At 48.4% G+C, this 18,086-nt stretch carries 20 protein-coding genes; 19 read left to right on the top strand and 1 reads right to left on the bottom strand.

Annotated features, from left to right (window positions below):
* Positions 1-8: 8 nt before the first annotated feature.
* Together E1963_RS13060 and E1963_RS13065 are read left to right on the top strand one after the other, a co-directional pair.
* Positions 9-191, top strand: coding sequence for a FeoB-associated Cys-rich membrane protein (locus E1963_RS13060; protein WP_066581866.1), 183 nt, complete (start codon positions 9-11; stop codon positions 189-191).
* A gap of 103 nt (positions 192-294) precedes the next feature.
* Positions 295-1,380 (top strand): M24 family metallopeptidase, encoded by a 1,086-nt coding sequence (locus tag E1963_RS13065; protein ID WP_049728715.1) that lies wholly within the window; start codon positions 295-297, stop codon positions 1,378-1,380.
* A 273-nt stretch (positions 1,381-1,653) separates the two neighbouring features.
* Here E1963_RS13065 and E1963_RS13070 read toward each other — a convergent pair whose 3' ends face one another.
* The gene (locus E1963_RS13070) at positions 1,654-2,022 is read right to left on the bottom strand and encodes a TSUP family transporter (protein WP_243117723.1); all 369 of its coding nucleotides are present in this window, start codon (positions 2,020-2,022) and stop codon (positions 1,654-1,656) included.
* A 123-nt stretch (positions 2,023-2,145) separates the two neighbouring features.
* On the opposite strand from E1963_RS13070, the gene E1963_RS13075 reads away from it, so the two are divergent.
* The 17 genes from E1963_RS13075 to E1963_RS20715 all read left to right on the top strand — a co-directional run bounded on the left by E1963_RS13075 (position 2,146) and on the right by E1963_RS20715 (position 17,888).
* Positions 2,146-2,712, top strand: a complete 567-nt coding sequence (locus E1963_RS13075) for an HD domain-containing protein (RefSeq protein ID WP_132278636.1) — start codon at positions 2,146-2,148, stop codon at positions 2,710-2,712.
* A 266-nt stretch (positions 2,713-2,978) separates the two neighbouring features.
* Positions 2,979-3,560, top strand: coding sequence for a hypothetical protein (locus E1963_RS13080; RefSeq protein WP_132278638.1), 582 nt, complete (start codon positions 2,979-2,981; stop codon positions 3,558-3,560).
* Positions 3,561-3,618: 58 nt separating this feature from the next.
* Positions 3,619-4,413 (top strand): energy-coupling factor transporter transmembrane component T family protein, encoded by a 795-nt coding sequence (locus tag E1963_RS13085; protein ID WP_132278640.1) that lies wholly within the window; start codon positions 3,619-3,621, stop codon positions 4,411-4,413.
* Positions 4,401-5,261: an energy-coupling factor ABC transporter ATP-binding protein gene (locus E1963_RS13090; protein WP_132278642.1), complete on the top strand. Its 861-nt coding sequence runs from the start codon at positions 4,401-4,403 to the stop codon at positions 5,259-5,261. The genes E1963_RS13085 and E1963_RS13090 overlap by 13 nt, the downstream gene beginning before the upstream one ends.
* Positions 5,248-6,060, top strand: coding sequence for an energy-coupling factor ABC transporter ATP-binding protein (locus tag E1963_RS13095; protein ID WP_132278644.1), 813 nt, complete (start codon positions 5,248-5,250; stop codon positions 6,058-6,060). The genes E1963_RS13090 and E1963_RS13095 overlap by 14 nt, the downstream gene beginning before the upstream one ends.
* Positions 6,057-6,710 (top strand): GDSL-type esterase/lipase family protein, encoded by a 654-nt coding sequence (locus tag E1963_RS13100; RefSeq protein WP_132278646.1) that lies wholly within the window; start codon positions 6,057-6,059, stop codon positions 6,708-6,710. The genes E1963_RS13095 and E1963_RS13100 overlap by 4 nt, the downstream gene beginning before the upstream one ends.
* Positions 6,673-7,950: a M20 family metallopeptidase gene (locus tag E1963_RS13105; RefSeq protein WP_132278648.1), complete on the top strand. Its 1,278-nt coding sequence runs from the start codon at positions 6,673-6,675 to the stop codon at positions 7,948-7,950. The genes E1963_RS13100 and E1963_RS13105 overlap by 38 nt, the downstream gene beginning before the upstream one ends.
* Before the next feature lie 14 nt (positions 7,951-7,964).
* Positions 7,965-9,245 carry an amidohydrolase family protein gene (locus E1963_RS13110; RefSeq protein WP_132278662.1) on the top strand — a complete coding sequence of 427 codons (1,281 nt, stop codon included), beginning with the start codon at positions 7,965-7,967 and terminating at the stop codon, positions 9,243-9,245.
* Between the two features lie 14 nt (positions 9,246-9,259).
* Positions 9,260-10,003: a glutamine amidotransferase gene (locus E1963_RS13115; RefSeq protein ID WP_132278665.1), complete on the top strand. Its 744-nt coding sequence runs from the start codon at positions 9,260-9,262 to the stop codon at positions 10,001-10,003.
* A 58-nt stretch (positions 10,004-10,061) separates the two neighbouring features.
* The gene (locus E1963_RS13120) at positions 10,062-11,189 is read left to right on the top strand and encodes a M20 family metallopeptidase (protein ID WP_132278668.1); all 1,128 of its coding nucleotides are present in this window, start codon (positions 10,062-10,064) and stop codon (positions 11,187-11,189) included.
* Between the two features lie 149 nt (positions 11,190-11,338).
* Entirely contained in the window at positions 11,339-12,403 is a 1,065-nt protein-coding gene (locus tag E1963_RS13125) for a LacI family DNA-binding transcriptional regulator (protein WP_132278671.1), read from the top strand.
* Positions 12,404-12,531: 128 nt separating this feature from the next.
* The gene (gene rpsL, locus E1963_RS13130; RefSeq protein ID WP_049728728.1) at positions 12,532-12,951 is read left to right on the top strand and encodes a 30S ribosomal protein S12; all 420 of its coding nucleotides are present in this window, start codon (positions 12,532-12,534) and stop codon (positions 12,949-12,951) included.
* 162 nt (positions 12,952-13,113) lie between these two features.
* The gene (gene rpsG, locus E1963_RS13135; protein WP_207669408.1) at positions 13,114-13,584 is read left to right on the top strand and encodes a 30S ribosomal protein S7; all 471 of its coding nucleotides are present in this window, start codon (positions 13,114-13,116) and stop codon (positions 13,582-13,584) included.
* 9 nt (positions 13,585-13,593) lie between these two features.
* Complete coding sequence (fusA, locus tag E1963_RS13140) at positions 13,594-15,711, top strand: elongation factor G (RefSeq protein WP_066580397.1); 2,118 nt, start codon at positions 13,594-13,596, stop codon at positions 15,709-15,711.
* A 135-nt stretch (positions 15,712-15,846) separates the two neighbouring features.
* On the top strand, positions 15,847-17,040 hold the full coding sequence (tuf, locus tag E1963_RS13145) for an elongation factor Tu (protein ID WP_006443176.1): 1,194 nt from the start codon (positions 15,847-15,849) through the stop codon (positions 17,038-17,040).
* Positions 17,041-17,143: 103 nt separating this feature from the next.
* Positions 17,144-17,503, top strand: coding sequence for a carbohydrate kinase family protein (locus E1963_RS20710; protein ID WP_243117724.1), 360 nt, complete (start codon positions 17,144-17,146; stop codon positions 17,501-17,503).
* A complete protein-coding gene (locus E1963_RS20715; protein ID WP_243117725.1) occupies positions 17,490-17,888 on the top strand; it encodes a carbohydrate kinase family protein in 399 nt (132 codons plus the stop codon). Before E1963_RS20710 ends, E1963_RS20715 begins: the two co-directional genes overlap by 14 nt.
* Positions 17,889-18,086 lie beyond the last annotated feature (198 nt).

Below are 18,086 nucleotides of genomic sequence, written 5' to 3' on the forward strand. Positions count from 1 at the left end.
GAGATATTATGGCATTGGCAGCAATCAGCAGTGTTTTATCAACAGGAGCGGTAGGGCTTGTCGTCCTCGGAATCATCGTCCTGATCGTACGGAGCATGTGGAAGAAGAAAAAGGCGGGCGGTTCCTGCGGCTGCGGCTGCAGCGGCTGTGCCCATAGCTGTGGTATGAAGTCGATGGACGAGACGAAGTAGATTGACTTTTTCTATGCAAGATAATATAATGAAGCTAGTTGAAACCGGTAGTGTACAGCTGCCGGTTTTAATGCCGAATATATAATGAAAGGTTGGGGAAAATATGGACCAGAACAAAGTATCAAGAGTTTTAAAGTCAATGGAAGAAAATGGAGTCCCTCAGATGATCATATCTGACCCGGTAGCCATCTTCTATCTGACAGGAGCATGGATTCATCCAGGGGAAAGATTACTTGCATTGTATCTGAATGTGAACGGTAATCATAAGATGATGATCAATAAGCTGTTCCCACAGGAAAAAGATCTTGGGGTAGACATCGTGTGGTATGATGACATCGAGGACGGTGTTGAGATCATGAGCAGATTTGTTGAAAAAGACAAGGTGATGGGAATTGACAAGACATGGCCTGCAAAATTCCTGATCCGCCTTCAGGAACTGGGCGGCGGAAGCAAATTTGTAAACGGCTCTCCTATCGTCGACTACATCCGTATGATTAAGGATGAAGGCGAGCAGGAACTGATGAGGGAATCCTCCAGACTGAACGATATCGCTATGGAAAAACTGATTCCATGGGTATCCAAAGGACTTACGGAGAGAGAGCTGAACGCTAAAATCCGTGAAATCTACAAAGAGCTCGGCTGTGAGGACGTATCCTTCGATCCGATTACAGCATATGCAAAGGGAGCGGCAGATCCGCACCATGTAACGGATGATTCAAAAGGGAAACGCGGCGACTGCGTAGTGCTTGATATCGGTGCATTCAAGGACAACTATGCGTCTGACATGACGAGAACCGTATTTATCGGCGAAGTGTCCGACCGTGCAAAGGAAATCTATGACATCGTCGTAGAAGCCAACAGACGTGGTATCGAAGCAGCAAAACCAGGAAACAGGATGTGTGATGTGGATCTGGCAGCGAGAAACTATATCGAAGAAAAAGGCTTTGGACAGTATTTTACACATAGGACCGGACATTCCATCGGTCTGGAAGACCATGAATTCGGTGATGTGTCTTCTGTCAATGAAGATATCATCAAGGTGGGACAATGCTTCTCTGTCGAACCGGGAATCTACATCCAGGAAGAGGGTATCGGCGTACGTATCGAAGACCTCGTAATCATTACAGAGGACGGATGCGAAGTGCTGAACAACTTCACGAAGGACCTTATCATAGTTCCGGAAGAGTAATAGAAAAAATAATTATAATAAGACCAGACGCTTCGCAACATGGGGCGTCTGGTCTTTTTTTCCTGCGTGTTAAAAGAAGAGGATGAGAAGGTAGAAGAACTGCTTGAAGCTGTCCGGAGACGCAGAGATGAAATATGATACCGTACCGGAGAGCGTTGTAGAGGTTAACCTGTTTCTCAGTGGAGAACCATAGGAAGACATTGAGATTCCGCAGGAGAATGTTCACAGCATCTGACCTGGAATGAAGGAAGCGGCTGACAGCCGCCGGCATAGTCAGCTGCCGCTTCCCATCACTTTAAGCGCCAGCAGCGCAAGCACGAGTAATATACTTGGCTTTACGACCTTCGTCCCATTCTTCATGACGAGGCCCGCTCCGATATAGCCGCCGAGCATATTGCAGGCGGCAGCGGCATGACCGAGCGGAATCATGACCTGGCCGTTGAGAAGAAAGACGATGAGCGAAGTTATGTTGGTAGTCAGGTTGATGACTTTGGCCTGCGCGTTGGCGGTCTTGATGCTGAGCTTTGCAAATATGGTAAAAGCAATGATCAGGAAGGTACCTGTTCCCGGCCCGTAGAAGCCGTCGTATCCGCCGATGAGGAAGGCGGAGAAGGGCAGGATGATTACAAGGACGTACGTCATGACGCTTTCCGGCACGAGCAAAGAGATGTGGCAACCGCAAAATCATAAAAAAGTACATATTCACAATTATTTTATGGTGTGTTAGAATATATGGCATATGAGTACAAAAGGAGGACGACCATAATGAACAGAGAGCAGGCACACGATATCTTGATGAAATATATGAAAGGTGATAATTATATTACGCATTCTTATGCCGTGGAGGCAATCATGAAAGGGCTTGCCAAGCGTCTGGCCCCGGACGAGGTGGAATACTGGGGAATCGTCGGGCTACTTCATGATCTTGATGAGGAACGGTGCGACTGGAAGAATGATATAAGCGTACATGGACCGACTTCCGTGGAGATACTGAAAAAAGAGGGGATTGACGATCCGGTGCTGTTTGACGCTATCAAGGCACACAATCCGAAGTGTGGCATGAAGGCGAAGACGAAGCTTCAGTACGCGGTGCTGGCGGCGGATCCGATGAGCGGTTTTGTTAAAGCGGTCGCTCAGATATATCCGGACAAGAAGATTGCCAGCGTAAAGCATAAGTCCGTGATGAAACGCTTTAATGAGATGCGCTTTGCGGCGGGAGCAAACAGAGATTATATGGAAATGATAGAATTTACCGGACTCAGCCTGGACGACCTCATAGATGTCGCTTTGGAGGAGATGGGGGCTATAGCGGATGTTCTGGGGCTGGCGTAAGAGCCGGCCCTTTTTTTCTGTATTAGGTAAAGCGATTTAATAAAATGCGTTATGCACAAAAATCAATTTTTATTTTGGTGAAAATAGAGAAAATAAAAGTTTGAATTGTGACAATTAACAAAAATATACCATATAAATCGTCGAAATATGACGATTGACACTTTTACATTTGTAAAGTATGATGTTGCTAAGACATTTGGTAAAACGGTTTACCGAACGTATTTACGCAACAATGAGAGAAAAGTCAATGTAAGAGGAGGAAAATCATGAAGAAATTTAACAAGTTAACTATTTTTTTGATTCCAATTGGTATTGCAGTTAACGTAGTGGGCGGACAGCTTGCGGTTCTGCTGAAGCTGCCTGTGTTTCTAGACAGCATCGGAACGTTCGTCGTAGGTGCTTTATGCGGGGGAGTTCCCGGAGCACTGGTGGGATTGGGATGCGGATTGATCAATGCCATATCGCTGCCGACACTTCTGCCGTACACGATCATAGGCGTGCTGTTTGGTTTTCTCGGTTCATTTTTGGCAAAAAAACAGATGTTCTCCAAGTTCTGGAAGGCGCCGGTCAATGGTGTGATCATAGCAATTATCAGTACCTGCATTGCCGTTCCGATTACAGCCATATTATATGGCGGATTTGTCGGAACAGGGGCCAGCGTAATTGTAACCACCCTCATGGCAGCGGGCTGGGATGTACTTCCGGCTACCTTTGTAAGTGAGCTGTCATCAGAGCTGATTGATAAAATTATCTGCCTGATTATCATATTCTTTGTCTTAAAGGCTATGCCCGCACGTTTTGTTGTAAAGCTTCCAAATGGAAAACATTTCATCAAAGAAGAGCAGTAATATATGGTTGCAGCCATAAGGCATATGGCTGCAACCTTTCCAAAAGGAGGAAGATTATATGGATTATGATTTTACAAAACAGTATATGAATCCAAAAAGGACAGGTAACGTGATAAGAGACCTGAACCCTATGAGCAAGGTAAATCTAATGCTGGTACTGGGGTTATCTCCGTTTATCGTCCAGAATTATTATTATGGTTTTGGAATGGTAATATTGTTTGTGCTGTTTTCGGCTGCAGCGGGCTGCTTCCGCTCTTTCTTTTCCTTGTACTGGAAAGTGCTGCTTTTATTCGGTGTATTCCTGTTTGTCGTAAAAGCGGCGTTTGCGCCGGGAGAGCATGTCCTGTTCAGGCTGTGGGGAATCTGCGTGTCGACGGAAAGCATACAGTCAGGGCTTAACATCGTATCGCTCGTTCTGGCTTTCAGCGGGGCGTTTATATTGTTCGTCAAGACGACGCCGATGGATGAATTTACATATGCCCTGGAAAAAAAGGGCGTATCACATATGGTATCATTCGTCATCTTGTCATCGTTTCAGACAATTACGGATCTAAAGCAGAATGCACAGGTCATTATGGAATCACAAAAAGCAAGGGGTATTGAGACAGAAGGGAACCTTCTGAAACGGGCGAAGGCTTACATACCGGTTATGGGGCCGCTCGTGCTCAACGCGATATCCAGCACGGAAGAGAAATCCATTGCTATGGATGCCAGGGCTTTTTCAGCACCCGTTGCACACACATTTCTGTCGGAGCTTCCGGAGGTGTCCATAGGGGAGAAAGCTGTTGTTATCTTATTCGACCTTGCTTTTGTAGGACTGGTAACAGGGAGGATAGTTTTATGGCTTATATAGAATTGAACGAGGTCACTTATACATATCCGCTTATGAAGGAGCCGGCGCTTCAGAACATATCCTGCTCGCTGGAGCTTGGAAAGTTTTATGGGGTCATCGGCGAAAATGCCGGAGGAAAGACGACATTCTGTAATCTGCTGCGGGGTCTAATCCCACATTTCTATAACGGTAAACTACTCGGAGATATGACGATAAACGGTGAGGATATCCGAAAAATCGATGTAGATATCCTGTCTACGAAGATGGGGTATATCTTTCAAAATCCATTTACCCAGATCAGCGGCGTCAGGAAGACGGTGTTTGAAGAGATAGCGCTGGGGCTTGAGAACCTGGGAGTCCCAAAAGCCCAGATGATAGAGAAGGTCATCGAGGTAGCGAAACTCCTGAAGATAGAAGAGCTGCTTTTGAACGACCCGAACCGGCTGTCCGGCGGGCAGAGGCAGAGGGTGGCTTTTGCATCGATCATAGCCATGGATTCAGATATATTTGTAATAGACGAACCGACCTCCCAGCTCGACCCGGAAGGAACGGAACGCATTTTCGAGATTATACACATGCTGAAGGAGCAGGGGAAGACGATTATTCTGGTGGAGCATAAGGTGGACCTTATTGCGGAATATGCGGATGAGGTACTGGTATTTCAGAAAGGCAGGCTGCTGAAAAAAGGGGATGCCAGAACCGTATTGAGCGATCTGGAACTTCTGGAGCATGGAACCATGCTGCCGCAGGCGGTTATATTAGAGCGGGAATTAAGACTTAACGGCATTGTACTTCCTAAGGTGCCGGTTACCACAGAAGAGTGCATAGACCTTTTGCGGAAGGGGGATGTCGGATATGAATCAAATTGAGTTGAGAAATGCCAGTTTCCAGTATCCGAATGGATTTTTAGCGAATGACGATCTAAACCTTATTGTGAAAAGGGGAGAAAGAGTTGCGATAGTAGGGCAGAATGGCGCGGGCAAGACGACGGCCGTGAAAATGATGAATGGGCTGCATAAGCCATGTAAGGGAGATGTACTTGTAGAAGGAAGGAATACGAAAGATTATACGACTGCCCAGATAGCGCGGCAGGTGGGATACGTATTCCAGAATCCTGATGACCAGATATTTAACCAGACCGTATATGCAGAGATAGCGTACATGCCTAAGTACTATAAGATGGCTGAAAAGGAAGTGGATAAGAGGGTAAAAGAGGTTGCAGAATTACTGGAGATAGAGACTTACTTAAAGATGAACCCTTTTGAGATCCCATATGTGACCAGAAAGTTTGTAACGATTGCAGCCATCCTGGCAACAAAGCCGCAGTACATTATTCTGGACGAACCTACAGCCGGCCAGGACCTGACGGGAATCAAGGTGCTGACGCGGGTGCTTGAGGAGCTGGAGAAAATAGAGATCGGCGTAGTGACCATCACCCATGATATGGAATTTGCAGCCAATAACTTTGAGCGTGTTGTCGCTATGGCCAATAAAAAGATCATAAAAGACGGAAACGTCCGTGACATATTCAGCGACGATGACATATTACGCCAAAGCAAGATAAAACGCCCCGGAATCGGACAGATTGCAGACAGCATAGGGCTGGGCAAAGATATCTTGAACGCCCGGGAGTTTGTAAAACGTTATAAAGAAGTGACGGCGCCATGATGCAGGTGCTGTGCTATGGGGATTCGAATACATGGGGATACCGGCCCGAGACAGATGGCAGGCTCATTTGGGAAGAGCGTTACCCGGGCATCTTAAGCAAGAAGCTGGGTGCCGGGTACCGGGTGGCAGAGAATGGACTGTGCGGCAGAACGACCTGTTTCGACAGCACAACGGAGCCCTATGTAAACGGGCTGGAAGAGGCGAACGTGTGCGCTTTGGTACATGCGCCCGTTGATATAGCGGTCGTCATGCTCGGAACGAATGACTGCAAAGACGAGTACGGCGCAGAAGTGGACGATATCGGGCAAGGGATGGAAAAGGTGGCGGAAGTATTTGAACATGCCGGGGCGCACATCATACTTGCGGCACCGCCGGTGCTGCGCGGACTGGAAAAGAGCCCTTTCTACCGTGAATTTGGAAGAGGGGCAGAAGAAAAGAGCAGGAGGCTGGCCGCATGTTATCAGAGTCTGGCATCGAGGCGCGGATGGCAGTTCCTGAATGTGGATACGGTTGCACGCGCGGGGAATCTTGACAGAATCCATCTCGATAAAGAAGGGCACCGAAGGCTGGCAGAAGGCATATACCGGATGATTGCACGTAAGGAGGAACGTGATGAACAAAAGCATAGAAAAAGCATTAGAAGAGAATAAACAGAAGTATATAGATTATCTACTGAAACTTGTCTCCATCGATACGCATGATATCGGCCACGGCATCGAGGGCGGCCTGGAGGCGGAAGGGCAGGACTTCATGGCGGACCTGTTCCATGAGCTTGGTGCAGGTGAAGTGGTAAAGGACCCGCTGAAAGAAGACAGTATCGTGAAATGCAAAGAGCAGTACAGGGAAGGGAATACGGGGCATAATTATGAGAACCGCTACAATGTCTACGCGAGCTTTCCGGGAAAGTCTAAGCGGTCGATCCTGTTTAACGGCCACATTGACCATATGCCTGCGGAGAACGAAGAAAACTGGTGCATACCGCCCCTGAGCCCGGCAGTGATAGACAATAGAATTACCGGCCTTGGCGTGGCGGACATGAAGGCAGGGCTTATGGCGTCCGTAATGGCCACAGCGCTTCTGAAAGATGCAGGCATAAGCTTGCCCGTCACTGTAAAATATGCGTCCGTATGTGACGAAGAAGGCGGGGGGAACGGATCCCTGTGTGCGGCGATGAGCGGTGTGAAAGCCGATGCGGTCGTGGTGTGCGAGCCTACGAACTATGAGCTGATCGTGGCACATATGGGATGGGTATTCTTCCAGGTCGAGATAGAAGGGATAGCAGTCCATTCCGGCTTGAAGCTGGCAGGGGTGAATGCAATAGAAAAAGCGGGAAAACTGATGAATGCCATCAATGAATTGGAGCACCGCTGGCTGCTAGAATATAAGCACCCTCTTCTGCCGCCGCCGTCAAGCAACGTGGGCGTTATCTACGGCGGAGAGGCCGGCTCGACCATACCAGATTACTGCTGCTTTAAGACCTGTGTCCACTACCTCCCGAATCTGATGAGCCATGAGCAGGTAGTTGAGGAATATACCGGGGCCATTCTCAGATGCTGCGAAGGAGACGAATGGCTGAAAGACCATAAGCCTAAGATCAGCGTATACCAGACGGGCAATCCATTTGAGATGGAATTGGGACATTCGTTTGTCGGGGCATTTAAAGATGCATATAGGAAAACCACCGGCAGAGAAGTAAAACTGGCAGGTTCGCCGGCAGGGTGCGACTCCAGGACATGGCACAATATCGTAGGGTGCCCGACGCTGCAGTATGGGCCGGGATCGCTGGAACAATGCCATGCGGTCAACGAATATGTCACGGTGGAGCAGTACCTTGACGCAATTAAAATTTATGCGAATCTGATTCTGGAGTGGGCAGAATCTGCAGAATAAGGGAAGTGAGAAAAATGGACAGGCGTGGAACTAGTACAAGGCATACAATACTGAAAAATGGTCTTGTCATTGATCCTTCAAATGGTATAGAAGAAGTGAAGGACATTGTAATAGAAGATGACCGGATACTTGAAGTGTGTGATAAGGCAGCCGTGGAAAAGGGAGACTGTGTCATAGACTGTGCCGGCCTGGAGATATGGCCGGGATTGATAGATATGCACCTGCATGTGAGCGACCTCTTCGAAATACATACGAATACGGCATATGGCGCTGCTGAGGACGGGGTTACGACAGCCCTTTCCCCGGGAGCAGGCAATACCTTCATGGCACCGGCTCTCTTAGGAGCAGAGATGGACAGAGGCCTGCCTCTCAACGTGGGAGTGTTTCTCGGAGCGGCAAACGTTCTCGGAACGAGATTAAAGGAAGAGGAACTGGTTGAACTATTCAGAGGTACGTTGGGACAGGAAGAGAAGGAAAGGAAGCTGAGCCATAACAGCATCGTCAATCATACGGCCCAATACACGGTGGGTATCAAGGAACATATGGGGCACTTCCTGCTCCCGGACGAGAAGATCTTGCAGCTTTACACTCTTACCGATAAGGCCCACCTGCTGTTTACCTCCCACACGCAGGATATCGATCACACGATGCATCTGTTCGATATGGCAAAAGGCAGGCACCTTCATCTGGGACATGCCAATGCTGCAGGCTGTGGCAGGCACGGAGAAGCTGTCTGGGCGATGAAGCAGGTGATCGGCTTATGCAGGCAGGAAGAGGTGAGTGGAGAGTTCGTGACGACAATGCTGCGCGAAGGCGGGGGATGCAGAGAAGGGCTGAAGATGACAGAACCTGCAAGGCAGATGGCACTGGAAGCTCTGGCAGAGCATATTGTTACGATTGCGGTGTCAGATGGCCAGAACCAGTCTACGATGAAGGGCTTCGGAGATACGAGGGATAATATCCCCTGCCTGCTGGAACTTGCAGAGCATAAAGTTCTGAGTAAAATGGACGCGGTTGCACTGATGACCTGCAATCCTGCGAAACTGCTGGCACGCAGGACAAGAAACGAAGAGTGGAGAAGCCGGTACGGACATCTGGGCATCGGCGCTTACGCCAATATCACTGTCGTTGACCCGAAACGGAAGTACGCAGTATACGTGCTGACCAACGGAAAGCTCGTATCATTTGAAAAAAGGTATCTGCGCCTGGGAGGCAGAGCCGGATACTGGGTAAGCAAATTTCAGACAAAGAAAAGTATGGGGATCGGAGAATTGCCCATGTACGATATCATATAGAAAGGCGGTACATTATAATGAAGAAAGTATTATTAGCCGGAGAATCATGGATGAGCTACACGACCCATGTGAAAGGATTTGACAGTTTTTATACATCCGTATATGAAACGGGGGAGAAGTGGCTGGTTGCGGCACTTAAAGAAGGCGGATATGAAGTGGATTTCCTTCCGAACCATATAGCTGCGGAGCAGTTTCCATTTACAGTGGAGGAGCTGGATGCGTATGACTGCGTGATCCTTTCCGATATCGGAGCAAATACTCTTCTGCTTCCGGCGGCTACGTTCACGAAGAGCGAGAAGAGGCCGAACCGGGCAGAGGTTATCAGAGACTATGTCATGGAAGGCGGAGCCCTGCTGATGATAGGGGGGTATCTTACCTTCTCCGGTGTGGATGCCAAAGGAAAATGGCACGACACCCCCGTCCAGGAGGTCCTTCCGGTGGAAGTGCTGACGGTAGATGACCGGATGGAGCACTGCGAAGGCGTGCGTCCGGTTACCGTAAGGGAGCACGAAGCGCTGAAAGGGATTCGGACGGAATGGCCGGAGGTGCTTGGCTACAATAAGACGATTGCCAGGCCGGAAGCTTTTGTGGCAGCTACAGTCGAAGGGGATCCATTTATCGCATTTGGTACATACGGAAAGGGGAGGAGCGCGGTATTTACAGGAGATTGTGCCCCCCATTGGGCTCCGCCAAAGTTCTGCGAATGGGAGGATTACAATCAGATCTGGCAGGGAATCGCGGGATGGCTGACGGATTGATAATACGACGTCTGCTGCCGATGGCAGCAGGCGTTTTCAGCATAGACAGGAGACGCAGATGAAGTATGATGCAGAGACATTCTTAATGGAAGTATTGAAAATCCCTACGGTCAACGGTAAGGATAACGAAAAGGCGCTGGCGATATTCCTTCGTGATTTCCTGAAGGAATGCGGAGTCAGCGCGGTGGTCCAGGACATCGACAGCAGACATGCGAACGTAGTGGGAGTCCTGGAAGGAAAGTCGAAAGAAACAGTTATCTGGAACGGGCATCTGGACACGGTGCCCTATGGCAAGATAGGAGAGTGGAAGACAGATCCGTCTGTGCCGTCGAAGAAAAATGGCTGTATCTATGCCAGAGGTGCCAGCGATATGAAGAGCGGCCTGGCGGCTATGGCTTATGTCCTGGGCAGTATGAAGGAAAAAGGATATGTACCCTCCCGCACGATATATTTCTGTGGTACGTGTGATGAGGAAAAGAACGGAATGGGGGCGAAACATCTTCTGGAAGTGCAGACGCTTGGCGAACCTGCGCTGCTCCTTATCGGCGAACCGACGGGCCTGCAGCCCGGAACGGCTCAGAAGGGCTGCATATGGCTGCAGATGAAGCTGCACGGAAGGACAAGCCACGGCGCATACCCGGAACAGGGAATCAATGCGGTAGAGTATGGAATCCGCATATTCCAGGATTTGAAAAGGAAGCTGAAAGAACACAGCCATGGCCTCCTCGGTTCCCCGACCTGCCAGATCACGAAGGCAGAAGGCGGCATAGTCCCCAACATGACGCCGGACACAGCGGAGTTTATGCTCGATATCCGGGTGGTTCCGGGCATTACCACATGGATGGCCGGCGAGTGGCTGCAGAAGATCATCGAAGGCTACAGGCAGGAGACAGACGGAGAACTGGAAGTGGAAGTGCACATACAAAACGACAGGCAGGCCATCGAGATACCGGCAGCCAGCCCGTGGCTCAAAAAGCTCCAGTGGGAGCTGAAGCTGGCCGGCCTGTCAAAAGAACCCATAGGAATCAACTATTTTACCGACGCCTCCATATTGGCAAAAGGAATACCGTCCACCCCGGTCCTCCTCTTCGGTCCCGGCCAGCCCGAAATGGCACACAAGCCAAACGAATACGTCGAAATAGAAAAATATCTACAATATATAAAAATATTAAAACGATTCCTGTAACCCCAAAATGGAAAAATATGGCATACTTATTGAACTACTAATGTTCAATAAGGTATACTGTACGTATAGGGCAGGGTCGCGGAACTTTTGCGAGGCTCTGCCCGTCTGTATATAAGCAGAAAAATAATAGTTTGGTGAGGGTATGAACATTGAGAACGACAATTAAGGACATTGCAAATTACACAGGTTTTTCGGTCACGACGATATCCCTGGTCCTGAATAATAAAGCGGATAAGATTCCCAGGAGTACGAAGAACAAGATATTGGATGCCGTTGAAGAATTGAACTATCATCCGAACCAGCTTGCGGTAGGCCTGGTTAAGAAGCGCACGCAGACGATCGGCCTGATCATATCAGACGTCAGCAACGTGTTTTTCTCTACGCTGGCAAAAGGGGTGGAGGATTCCTGCCGCAGCCAGGGGTGGAACCTGATTCTATGTAATACCAACGATAAGCATGAGCGTGACATGTCCTACATACAAGTGCTTGCAAATAAAGGGATCGACGGAATCTTGTTCTGCATGGCCAGAGACAGTGACAAGAAAAAGACAGAAGAGAGCATCCAGCTGCTGAAGAAGCTGAAGATACCATTTGTCATGATCGACCGGTATCTGGAAGAGGCAGACTGCAGTTCGGTCATCGTAGATCATAAGCAGGGGGGATATGCGGCTGTAAAGTATCTCTTAGGGCACGGACATAGAAAGATAGGATGTGTGACAGGGCCAAGCGGCCTGGAAGACTCTATGGAACGACTGAAAGGATATAAGAAAGCTTTGGAAGAATACCACATCTCCTTTCGGGATGAATTTATCTATGAAGGCAATTATGACCGGGAAAGCGGCGCAGGCGCAGTGGATTTTTTTGAGGGCAAGGAGATAAGCGCGGTATTTGCATTCAATGACATGTCCGCCTATGGTGTCTATAACAGCCTGAAGAAAAGAGGGATATCTGTGCCGGGAGGCATGTCGCTGATTGGGTATGACGATATCTTTTTTTCGGAAATTCTGGACGTACCCCTGACGACGGTCAAACAGCCGATCTATGAGATGGGAGTGGAAAGCGTAAAGCAGCTCATCGACGAGGTGGAGAGCGGCGTAGGTGCAAGAAAATGCATCGTGTTCCAGCCTGCGCTCATTGTAAGAGAAAGCGTCGGATACGGACCGGCATACGATCCGGACGTCGAATCCTTCAAAGAAAACACGTTTTTTCGCTAAAATCCTTGACTTTTCCATTTAATCATAATAAAATATTCTAGCGTGCACAAAGATGCATTGTATTTTTGTGCGCCATTATGCATATAATGCAAATCGCAACTTATTTAAAATCGTAGGAGGTGAAAGGAATGCCAACATTTAACCAGTTAGTAAAGAAAGGTCGTCAGACATCTGTAAAGAAGTCTACAGCTCCGGCACTTCAGAAAGGATACAACTCCTTGAGGAAGAGAGCCACAGACGTATCTGCTCCTCAGAAGAGAGGCGTATGTACAGCTGTTAAGACTGCTACTCCAAAGAAGCCTAACTCAGCGCTCAGAAAAATCGCCAGAGTTCGTCTTTCTAACGGTATCGAAGTAACAAGCTACATCCCAGGTGAAGGACACAACCTTCAGGAGCATAGCGTTGTTCTTATCCGTGGAGGAAGAGTAAAGGACCTTCCAGGTACCAGATACCACATCGTCAGAGGTACGCTTGACACAGCAGGTGTTGCCAAGAGAAGACAGGCACGTTCTAAATACGGTGCCAAGAGACCAAAAGATTCTAAGTAGTAGCTAAAATCGTTATCACAAACAGAACTATGATCAAGTAAGTTGCGGGTTATATAGAAGGTGTCCCGCTGCACTACACAGTATCATCAGAAAGACACATGTGAGTACCGATGAATTAATCAGTGTATCTGATACACAATCATGTTTAAGGAGGGAAGGACCGTGGCACGTAAAGGACATACTCAAAAAAGAGACGTATTAGCGGATCCATTATACAACAACAAAGTGGTTACAAAGCTTGTCAACAACATCATGTTAGACGGCAAGAAAGGCGTAGCGCAGAAGATTGTATATGGTGCATTCGATAGAGTGGCGGCAAAGACTGGCAAACCGGCTATCGAAGTATTTGAAGAAGCAATGAATAATATCATGCCAGTACTTGAGGTAAAGGCAAGACGTATCGGTGGCGCGACATACCAGGTGCCGATAGAAGTAAGGGCCGAGAGAAGGCAGGCGCTTGCTCTTCGCTGGCTGACATCATATTCTCGTAACAGAGGAGAGAAGACGATGCAGGAAAGACTGGCAAATGAGATTATGGATGCAGCCAACAACACTGGTGCATCTGTAAAGAAGAAAGAAGACATGCACAAGATGGCAGAGGCTAACAAAGCATTTGCCCACTATAGATTCTAGGAGGCAATAATGGCTGGAAGAGAATATCCATTAGACAGAACCAGAAACATCGGTATCATGGCTCATATTGATGCCGGTAAGACGACGCTGACAGAGCGTATCTTATATTATACCGGTGTAAACTATAAGATTGGTGATACTCATGAAGGTACTGCTACTATGGACTGGATGGAGCAGGAGCAGGAAAGAGGAATCACGATCACTTCAGCTGCTACGACATGTCACTGGACTCTGCAGGAGAACTGCCAGAGCAAACCAGGTGCCCTGGAACACCGTATCAATATCATTGATACGCCGGGACACGTTGACTTCACCGTAGAAGTTGAACGTTCACTCCGTGTACTTGATGGAGCTGTAGGTGTATTCTGTGCAAAGGGCGGAGTTGAGCCTCAGTCAGAAAACGTATGGCGCCAGGCAGACACTTACAACGTGCCAAGAATGGCATTCATCAATAAGATGGACATCTTAGGTGCGGACTTCTACAATGCAGTAGAACAGATCAAGACAAGGCTTGGAAAGAACGCAATCTGTCTTCAGCTGCCAATCGGCAAAGAAGATGACTTCCAGGGAATCATCGATTTGATGGAGATGAAAGCCTACATCTATAATGATGAAAAGGGCGAAGACATTTCTATCACGGACATTCCGGAAGACATGGCAGATGACGCAGAATTATATCGTACAGAACTCGTAGAGAAGATCTGCGAGTTAGATGATGACCTTATGATGGAATATCTGGAGGGAGAAGAACCTTCCATAGATTCCTTAAAAGCAGCGCTTAGAAAAGCTACATGCGAATGTCAGGCAATCCCTGTATGCTGTGGTACGGCGTACAGAAATAAAGGCGTGCAGAAATTACTCGATGCGATACTTGAATATATGCCTGCTCCGACGGATATCCCGGCTATAGAAGGCGTGGATGCGGACGGAAAAGACGTTGTCAGACATTCTTCAGATGATGAGCCGTTTTCAGCTCTTGCATTTAAGATCATGACAGACCCGTTTGTCGGCAAGCTTGCATATTTCAGAGTTTATTCAGGTTCTATGAACTCAGGTTCTTATGTACTGAATGCGACAAAGGGCAAGAAAGAACGTGTTGGCCGTATCCTTCAGATGCATGCCAACAAAAGAGAAGAGCTTGACAAGGTATATGCAGGCGATATCGCGGCTGCTATCGGCTTCAAGTTCACAACGACAGGTGATACGATCTGTGATGAGAAGCACCCCGTAATCTTAGAGTCCATGGAGTTCCCGGAACCGGTTATCGAGCTCGCTATCGAGCCGAAGACAAAGGCTTCCCAGGGCAAGCTTGGAGAATCTCTTGCAAAACTTGCAGAAGAAGACCCGACATTCCGTGCTCATACGGACCATGAGACAGGACAGACCATCATTGCAGGTATGGGTGAGCTCCACCTTGAAATCATCGTAGACAGACTTCTGCGTGAGTTTAAAGTAGAGGCTAACGTAGGTGCACCTCAGGTTGCTTACAAAGAAGCGTTTACAAAACCGGTTGATGTTGACAGCAAGTATGCGAAACAGTCAGGCGGCCGTGGACAGTACGGACACTGTAAGGTTAAGTTCGAGCCCATGGATGTCAACGGTGAGGAGACATTCCTGTTTGAATCAAGCGTAGTCGGCGGTGCGATTCCGAAGGAATACATTCCGAAGATCGGAGAAGGTATCGAGGAAGCCATGAAGTCAGGTATCCTTGGCGGATTCCCGGTAGTCGGACTGAAGGCGAACGTATACGATGGCTCTTACCATGAAGTCGATTCAAATGAGATGGCATTCCACATCGCAGGTTCCCTGGCATTCAAGGATGCTATGAAGAAGGCCTCCCCTGTTCTGCTTGAGCCTATCATGAAGGTTGAAGTCACGATGCCGGAAGAATACATGGGTGATGTCATCGGCGATATCAATTCACGCCGTGGACGTGTGGAAGGTATGGACGACCTTGGCGGCGGCAAGATTGTGCGCGCATTCGTCCCATTGTCCGAGATGTTCGGCTATTCAACGGACTTGCGTTCCAGAACACAGGGGCGTGGCAACTACTCCATGTTCTTCGAGAGCTACGAGCAGGTACCGAAATCTGTACAGGAAAAAGTGTTATCAGCTAAAAATGACTAATAAGCTGTACGGCGGTAAAAAAGTATTAAAAAGGCTTGAAAAACTGTACGATTTGAAATATAATCAGAGATAGCCGAGTAAACGTAAAGTATTAATAAATGCCTGGAAGGCGATATAATAAGGAGGATATTCAAAATGGCTAAAGCTAAATTTGAAAGAAACAAACCACATTGCAATATCGGTACTATCGGTCACGTTGACCATGGTAAGACAACTTTGACAGCTGCTATCACAAAGACTCTTTCTCAGAGAGTAGAAGGTAACGCTGCAGTAGATTTTGAGAACATCGACAAGGCTCCGGAAGAAAGAGAACGTGGTATCACAATCTCTACAGCTCACGTTGAGTACGAGACAGACAAACGTCACTACGCACACGTTGACTGCCCGGGACATGCCGATTACGTTAAGAACATGATTACAGGAGCTGCTCAGATGGATGGTGCTATCCTTGTCGTAGCTGCTACTGACGGTGTTATGGCTCAGACAAGAGAGCATATCCTGCTTTCACGTCAGGTAGGCGTTCCTTACATCGTAGTATTCATGAACAAATGTGACATGGTTGATGACGAAGAACTCCTTGAATTAGTAGAGATGGAAATCCGTGAACTGCTTGACGAATATGAATTCCCGGGCGATGATACGCCAATCATCCAGGGTTCTGCTCTTAAGGCTCTTGAAGATCCTTCAGGAGAATGGGGCGACAAGATTATGGAGTTGATGGATGCAGTTGATTCTTATATCCCAGACCCACAGCGTGCAACAGACCAGCCATTCCTTATGCCTGTAGAGGACGTATTCTCTATCACAGGACGTGGAACAGTTGCTACAGGTAGAGTTGAGCGTGGTGTTCTTCATGTATCTGAGGAAGTTGAAATCGTTGGTATCCATGAAGAGACAAGAAAGACAGTCGTAACTGGTATCGAGATGTTCCGTAAGCTGCTTGACGAAGCTCAGGCTGGTGACAACATCGGTGCGCTTCTCCGTGGTGTTCAGAGAGATGAGATTGAAAGAGGACAGGTTCTCGTTAAACCAGGTTCTGTAACATGCCACAAGAAATTTACAGCACAGGTATACGTTCTTACAAAAGATGAAGGTGGACGTCATACTCCATTCTTCAATAACTACCGTCCACAGTTCTACTTCAGAACAACAGACGTTACAGGTGTCTGCAACCTGCCGGACGGCGTAGAGATGTGCATGCCTGGCGACAACGTAGAGATGACGATTGAACTGATTCATCCGGTAGCTATGGAGCAGGGTCTTCGTTTCGCTATCCGTGAAGGCGGACGTACAGTAGGATCAGGCCGTGTTGCTAAGATTATCGAGTAATCTGATGATATAAAGGCATAAAGCATATAACTGCCCGGGAAACTTCGGTTTCCCGGGTTTTTTATGACATAATGGAGAAAGGTTTTCCGGGAGGAGAGAGCTGATGGACGGTGAGATATTAATTATTGGAGCTGCAATCATTGACGTGCTTGCATGTCCGGTGGATGAGAACGTATTCAGAGCCGGTTCCCTGCCTGCGCATGAGATACGCATGTCCACAGGGGGAGACGCGCTGAATGAGGCGACGGTGCTGGCCCGTATGGGGAAACGTGTGAGGCTTGCCACGGCCATCGGGAAAGATATGGCCGGCAGGATGCTGGCGGAACACTGTGCAGCAGAAGGCATCACACTTGAGGAGGGCTGCTTCTGTGATGATATGGACACAGGCATCAATATTGTGCTCGTGGAGGGCAGCGGGGAGAGAAGCTTCCTCACCAGTCTGCGCGGACATGACAAAATGTAAAAACAAGGAGACGGCAGAAGACCTTGCTCCTGCCCTTGCCTATGTCGACTATCTGTTTGCCAATGCGGCGGAGGCATCCCTTATAACAGGCGCGGAGAACCCGGAAGAGTCCGCCGCCCTGCTGGTGAGCGCTGGCGCGGCAAATGTAGTGGTCAAATGTGGGGGAGACGGATGTATCGTGCGCAGTACAGATGCCTGCTTCGCCGTACCGGCCGAGCCCGGGGTACGCTGCATCGATACGACGGGAGCCGGGGACAGCTTTGCCGCAGGCTTTCTCAGCGCGCTCTCAGAAGGACGGGCGTTAAAGGAGTGCGCTGAATATGCCAACAGGTGCGGTGCGCTTGCGGTTGCATCGGTTGGAGCTACGGAATGGAGCAAAGCTTGAAAAGTAAATGCCATTACATGGCGCTTCCTTTTCTGCGTGTGGTATAATGATTGCACGTGCGTGCAATCCAAGGCTATCGCCTTGCCGCCGTTACCGGCGGATTATACCCGGCAATCCACCGCTTGAAAAGTAAATGCCATTACATGGCGCTTCCTTTTCTGCGCTTGTGGTATAATGGGGAGCGAGAGTAAAATTAGA

Origin of the sequence: Extibacter muris (assembly GCF_004345005.1) — a bacterium.
Lineage (GTDB): Bacteria > Bacillota > Clostridia > Lachnospirales > Lachnospiraceae > Extibacter > Extibacter muris.

Bases quoted from the DNA above. Each gene is read 5' to 3' on its own strand.
- fusA (WP_066580397.1), top strand. From the start codon at position 13,594: ATGGCTGGAAGAGAATATCCATTAGACAGAACCAGAAACATCGGTATC.
- E1963_RS13080 (WP_132278638.1), top strand. From the start codon at position 2,979: ATGAAGAAATTTAACAAGTTAACTATTTTTTTGATTCCAATTGGTATT.
- E1963_RS13110 (WP_132278662.1), top strand. From the start codon at position 7,965: ATGGACAGGCGTGGAACTAGTACAAGGCATACAATACTGAAAAATGGT.
- E1963_RS13075 (WP_132278636.1), top strand. From the start codon at position 2,146: ATGAACAGAGAGCAGGCACACGATATCTTGATGAAATATATGAAAGGT.
- E1963_RS13060 (WP_066581866.1), top strand. From the start codon at position 9: ATGGCATTGGCAGCAATCAGCAGTGTTTTATCAACAGGAGCGGTAGGG.
- E1963_RS13100 (WP_132278646.1), top strand. From the start codon at position 6,057: ATGATGCAGGTGCTGTGCTATGGGGATTCGAATACATGGGGATACCGG.
- rpsL (WP_049728728.1), top strand. From the start codon at position 12,532: ATGCCAACATTTAACCAGTTAGTAAAGAAAGGTCGTCAGACATCTGTA.
- E1963_RS13090 (WP_132278642.1), top strand. From the start codon at position 4,401: ATGGCTTATATAGAATTGAACGAGGTCACTTATACATATCCGCTTATG.
- tuf (WP_006443176.1), top strand. From the start codon at position 15,847: ATGGCTAAAGCTAAATTTGAAAGAAACAAACCACATTGCAATATCGGT.
- E1963_RS13095 (WP_132278644.1), top strand. From the start codon at position 5,248: ATGAATCAAATTGAGTTGAGAAATGCCAGTTTCCAGTATCCGAATGGA.
- E1963_RS20715 (WP_243117725.1), top strand. From the start codon at position 17,490: ATGACAAAATGTAAAAACAAGGAGACGGCAGAAGACCTTGCTCCTGCC.
- E1963_RS20710 (WP_243117724.1), top strand. From the start codon at position 17,144: ATGGACGGTGAGATATTAATTATTGGAGCTGCAATCATTGACGTGCTT.
- E1963_RS13085 (WP_132278640.1), top strand. From the start codon at position 3,619: ATGGATTATGATTTTACAAAACAGTATATGAATCCAAAAAGGACAGGT.
- E1963_RS13120 (WP_132278668.1), top strand. From the start codon at position 10,062: ATGAAGTATGATGCAGAGACATTCTTAATGGAAGTATTGAAAATCCCT.
- E1963_RS13070 (WP_243117723.1), bottom strand. From the start codon at position 2,022: ATGACGTACGTCCTTGTAATCATCCTGCCCTTCTCCGCCTTCCTCATC.
- E1963_RS13105 (WP_132278648.1), top strand. From the start codon at position 6,673: ATGAACAAAAGCATAGAAAAAGCATTAGAAGAGAATAAACAGAAGTAT.
- E1963_RS13065 (WP_049728715.1), top strand. From the start codon at position 295: ATGGACCAGAACAAAGTATCAAGAGTTTTAAAGTCAATGGAAGAAAAT.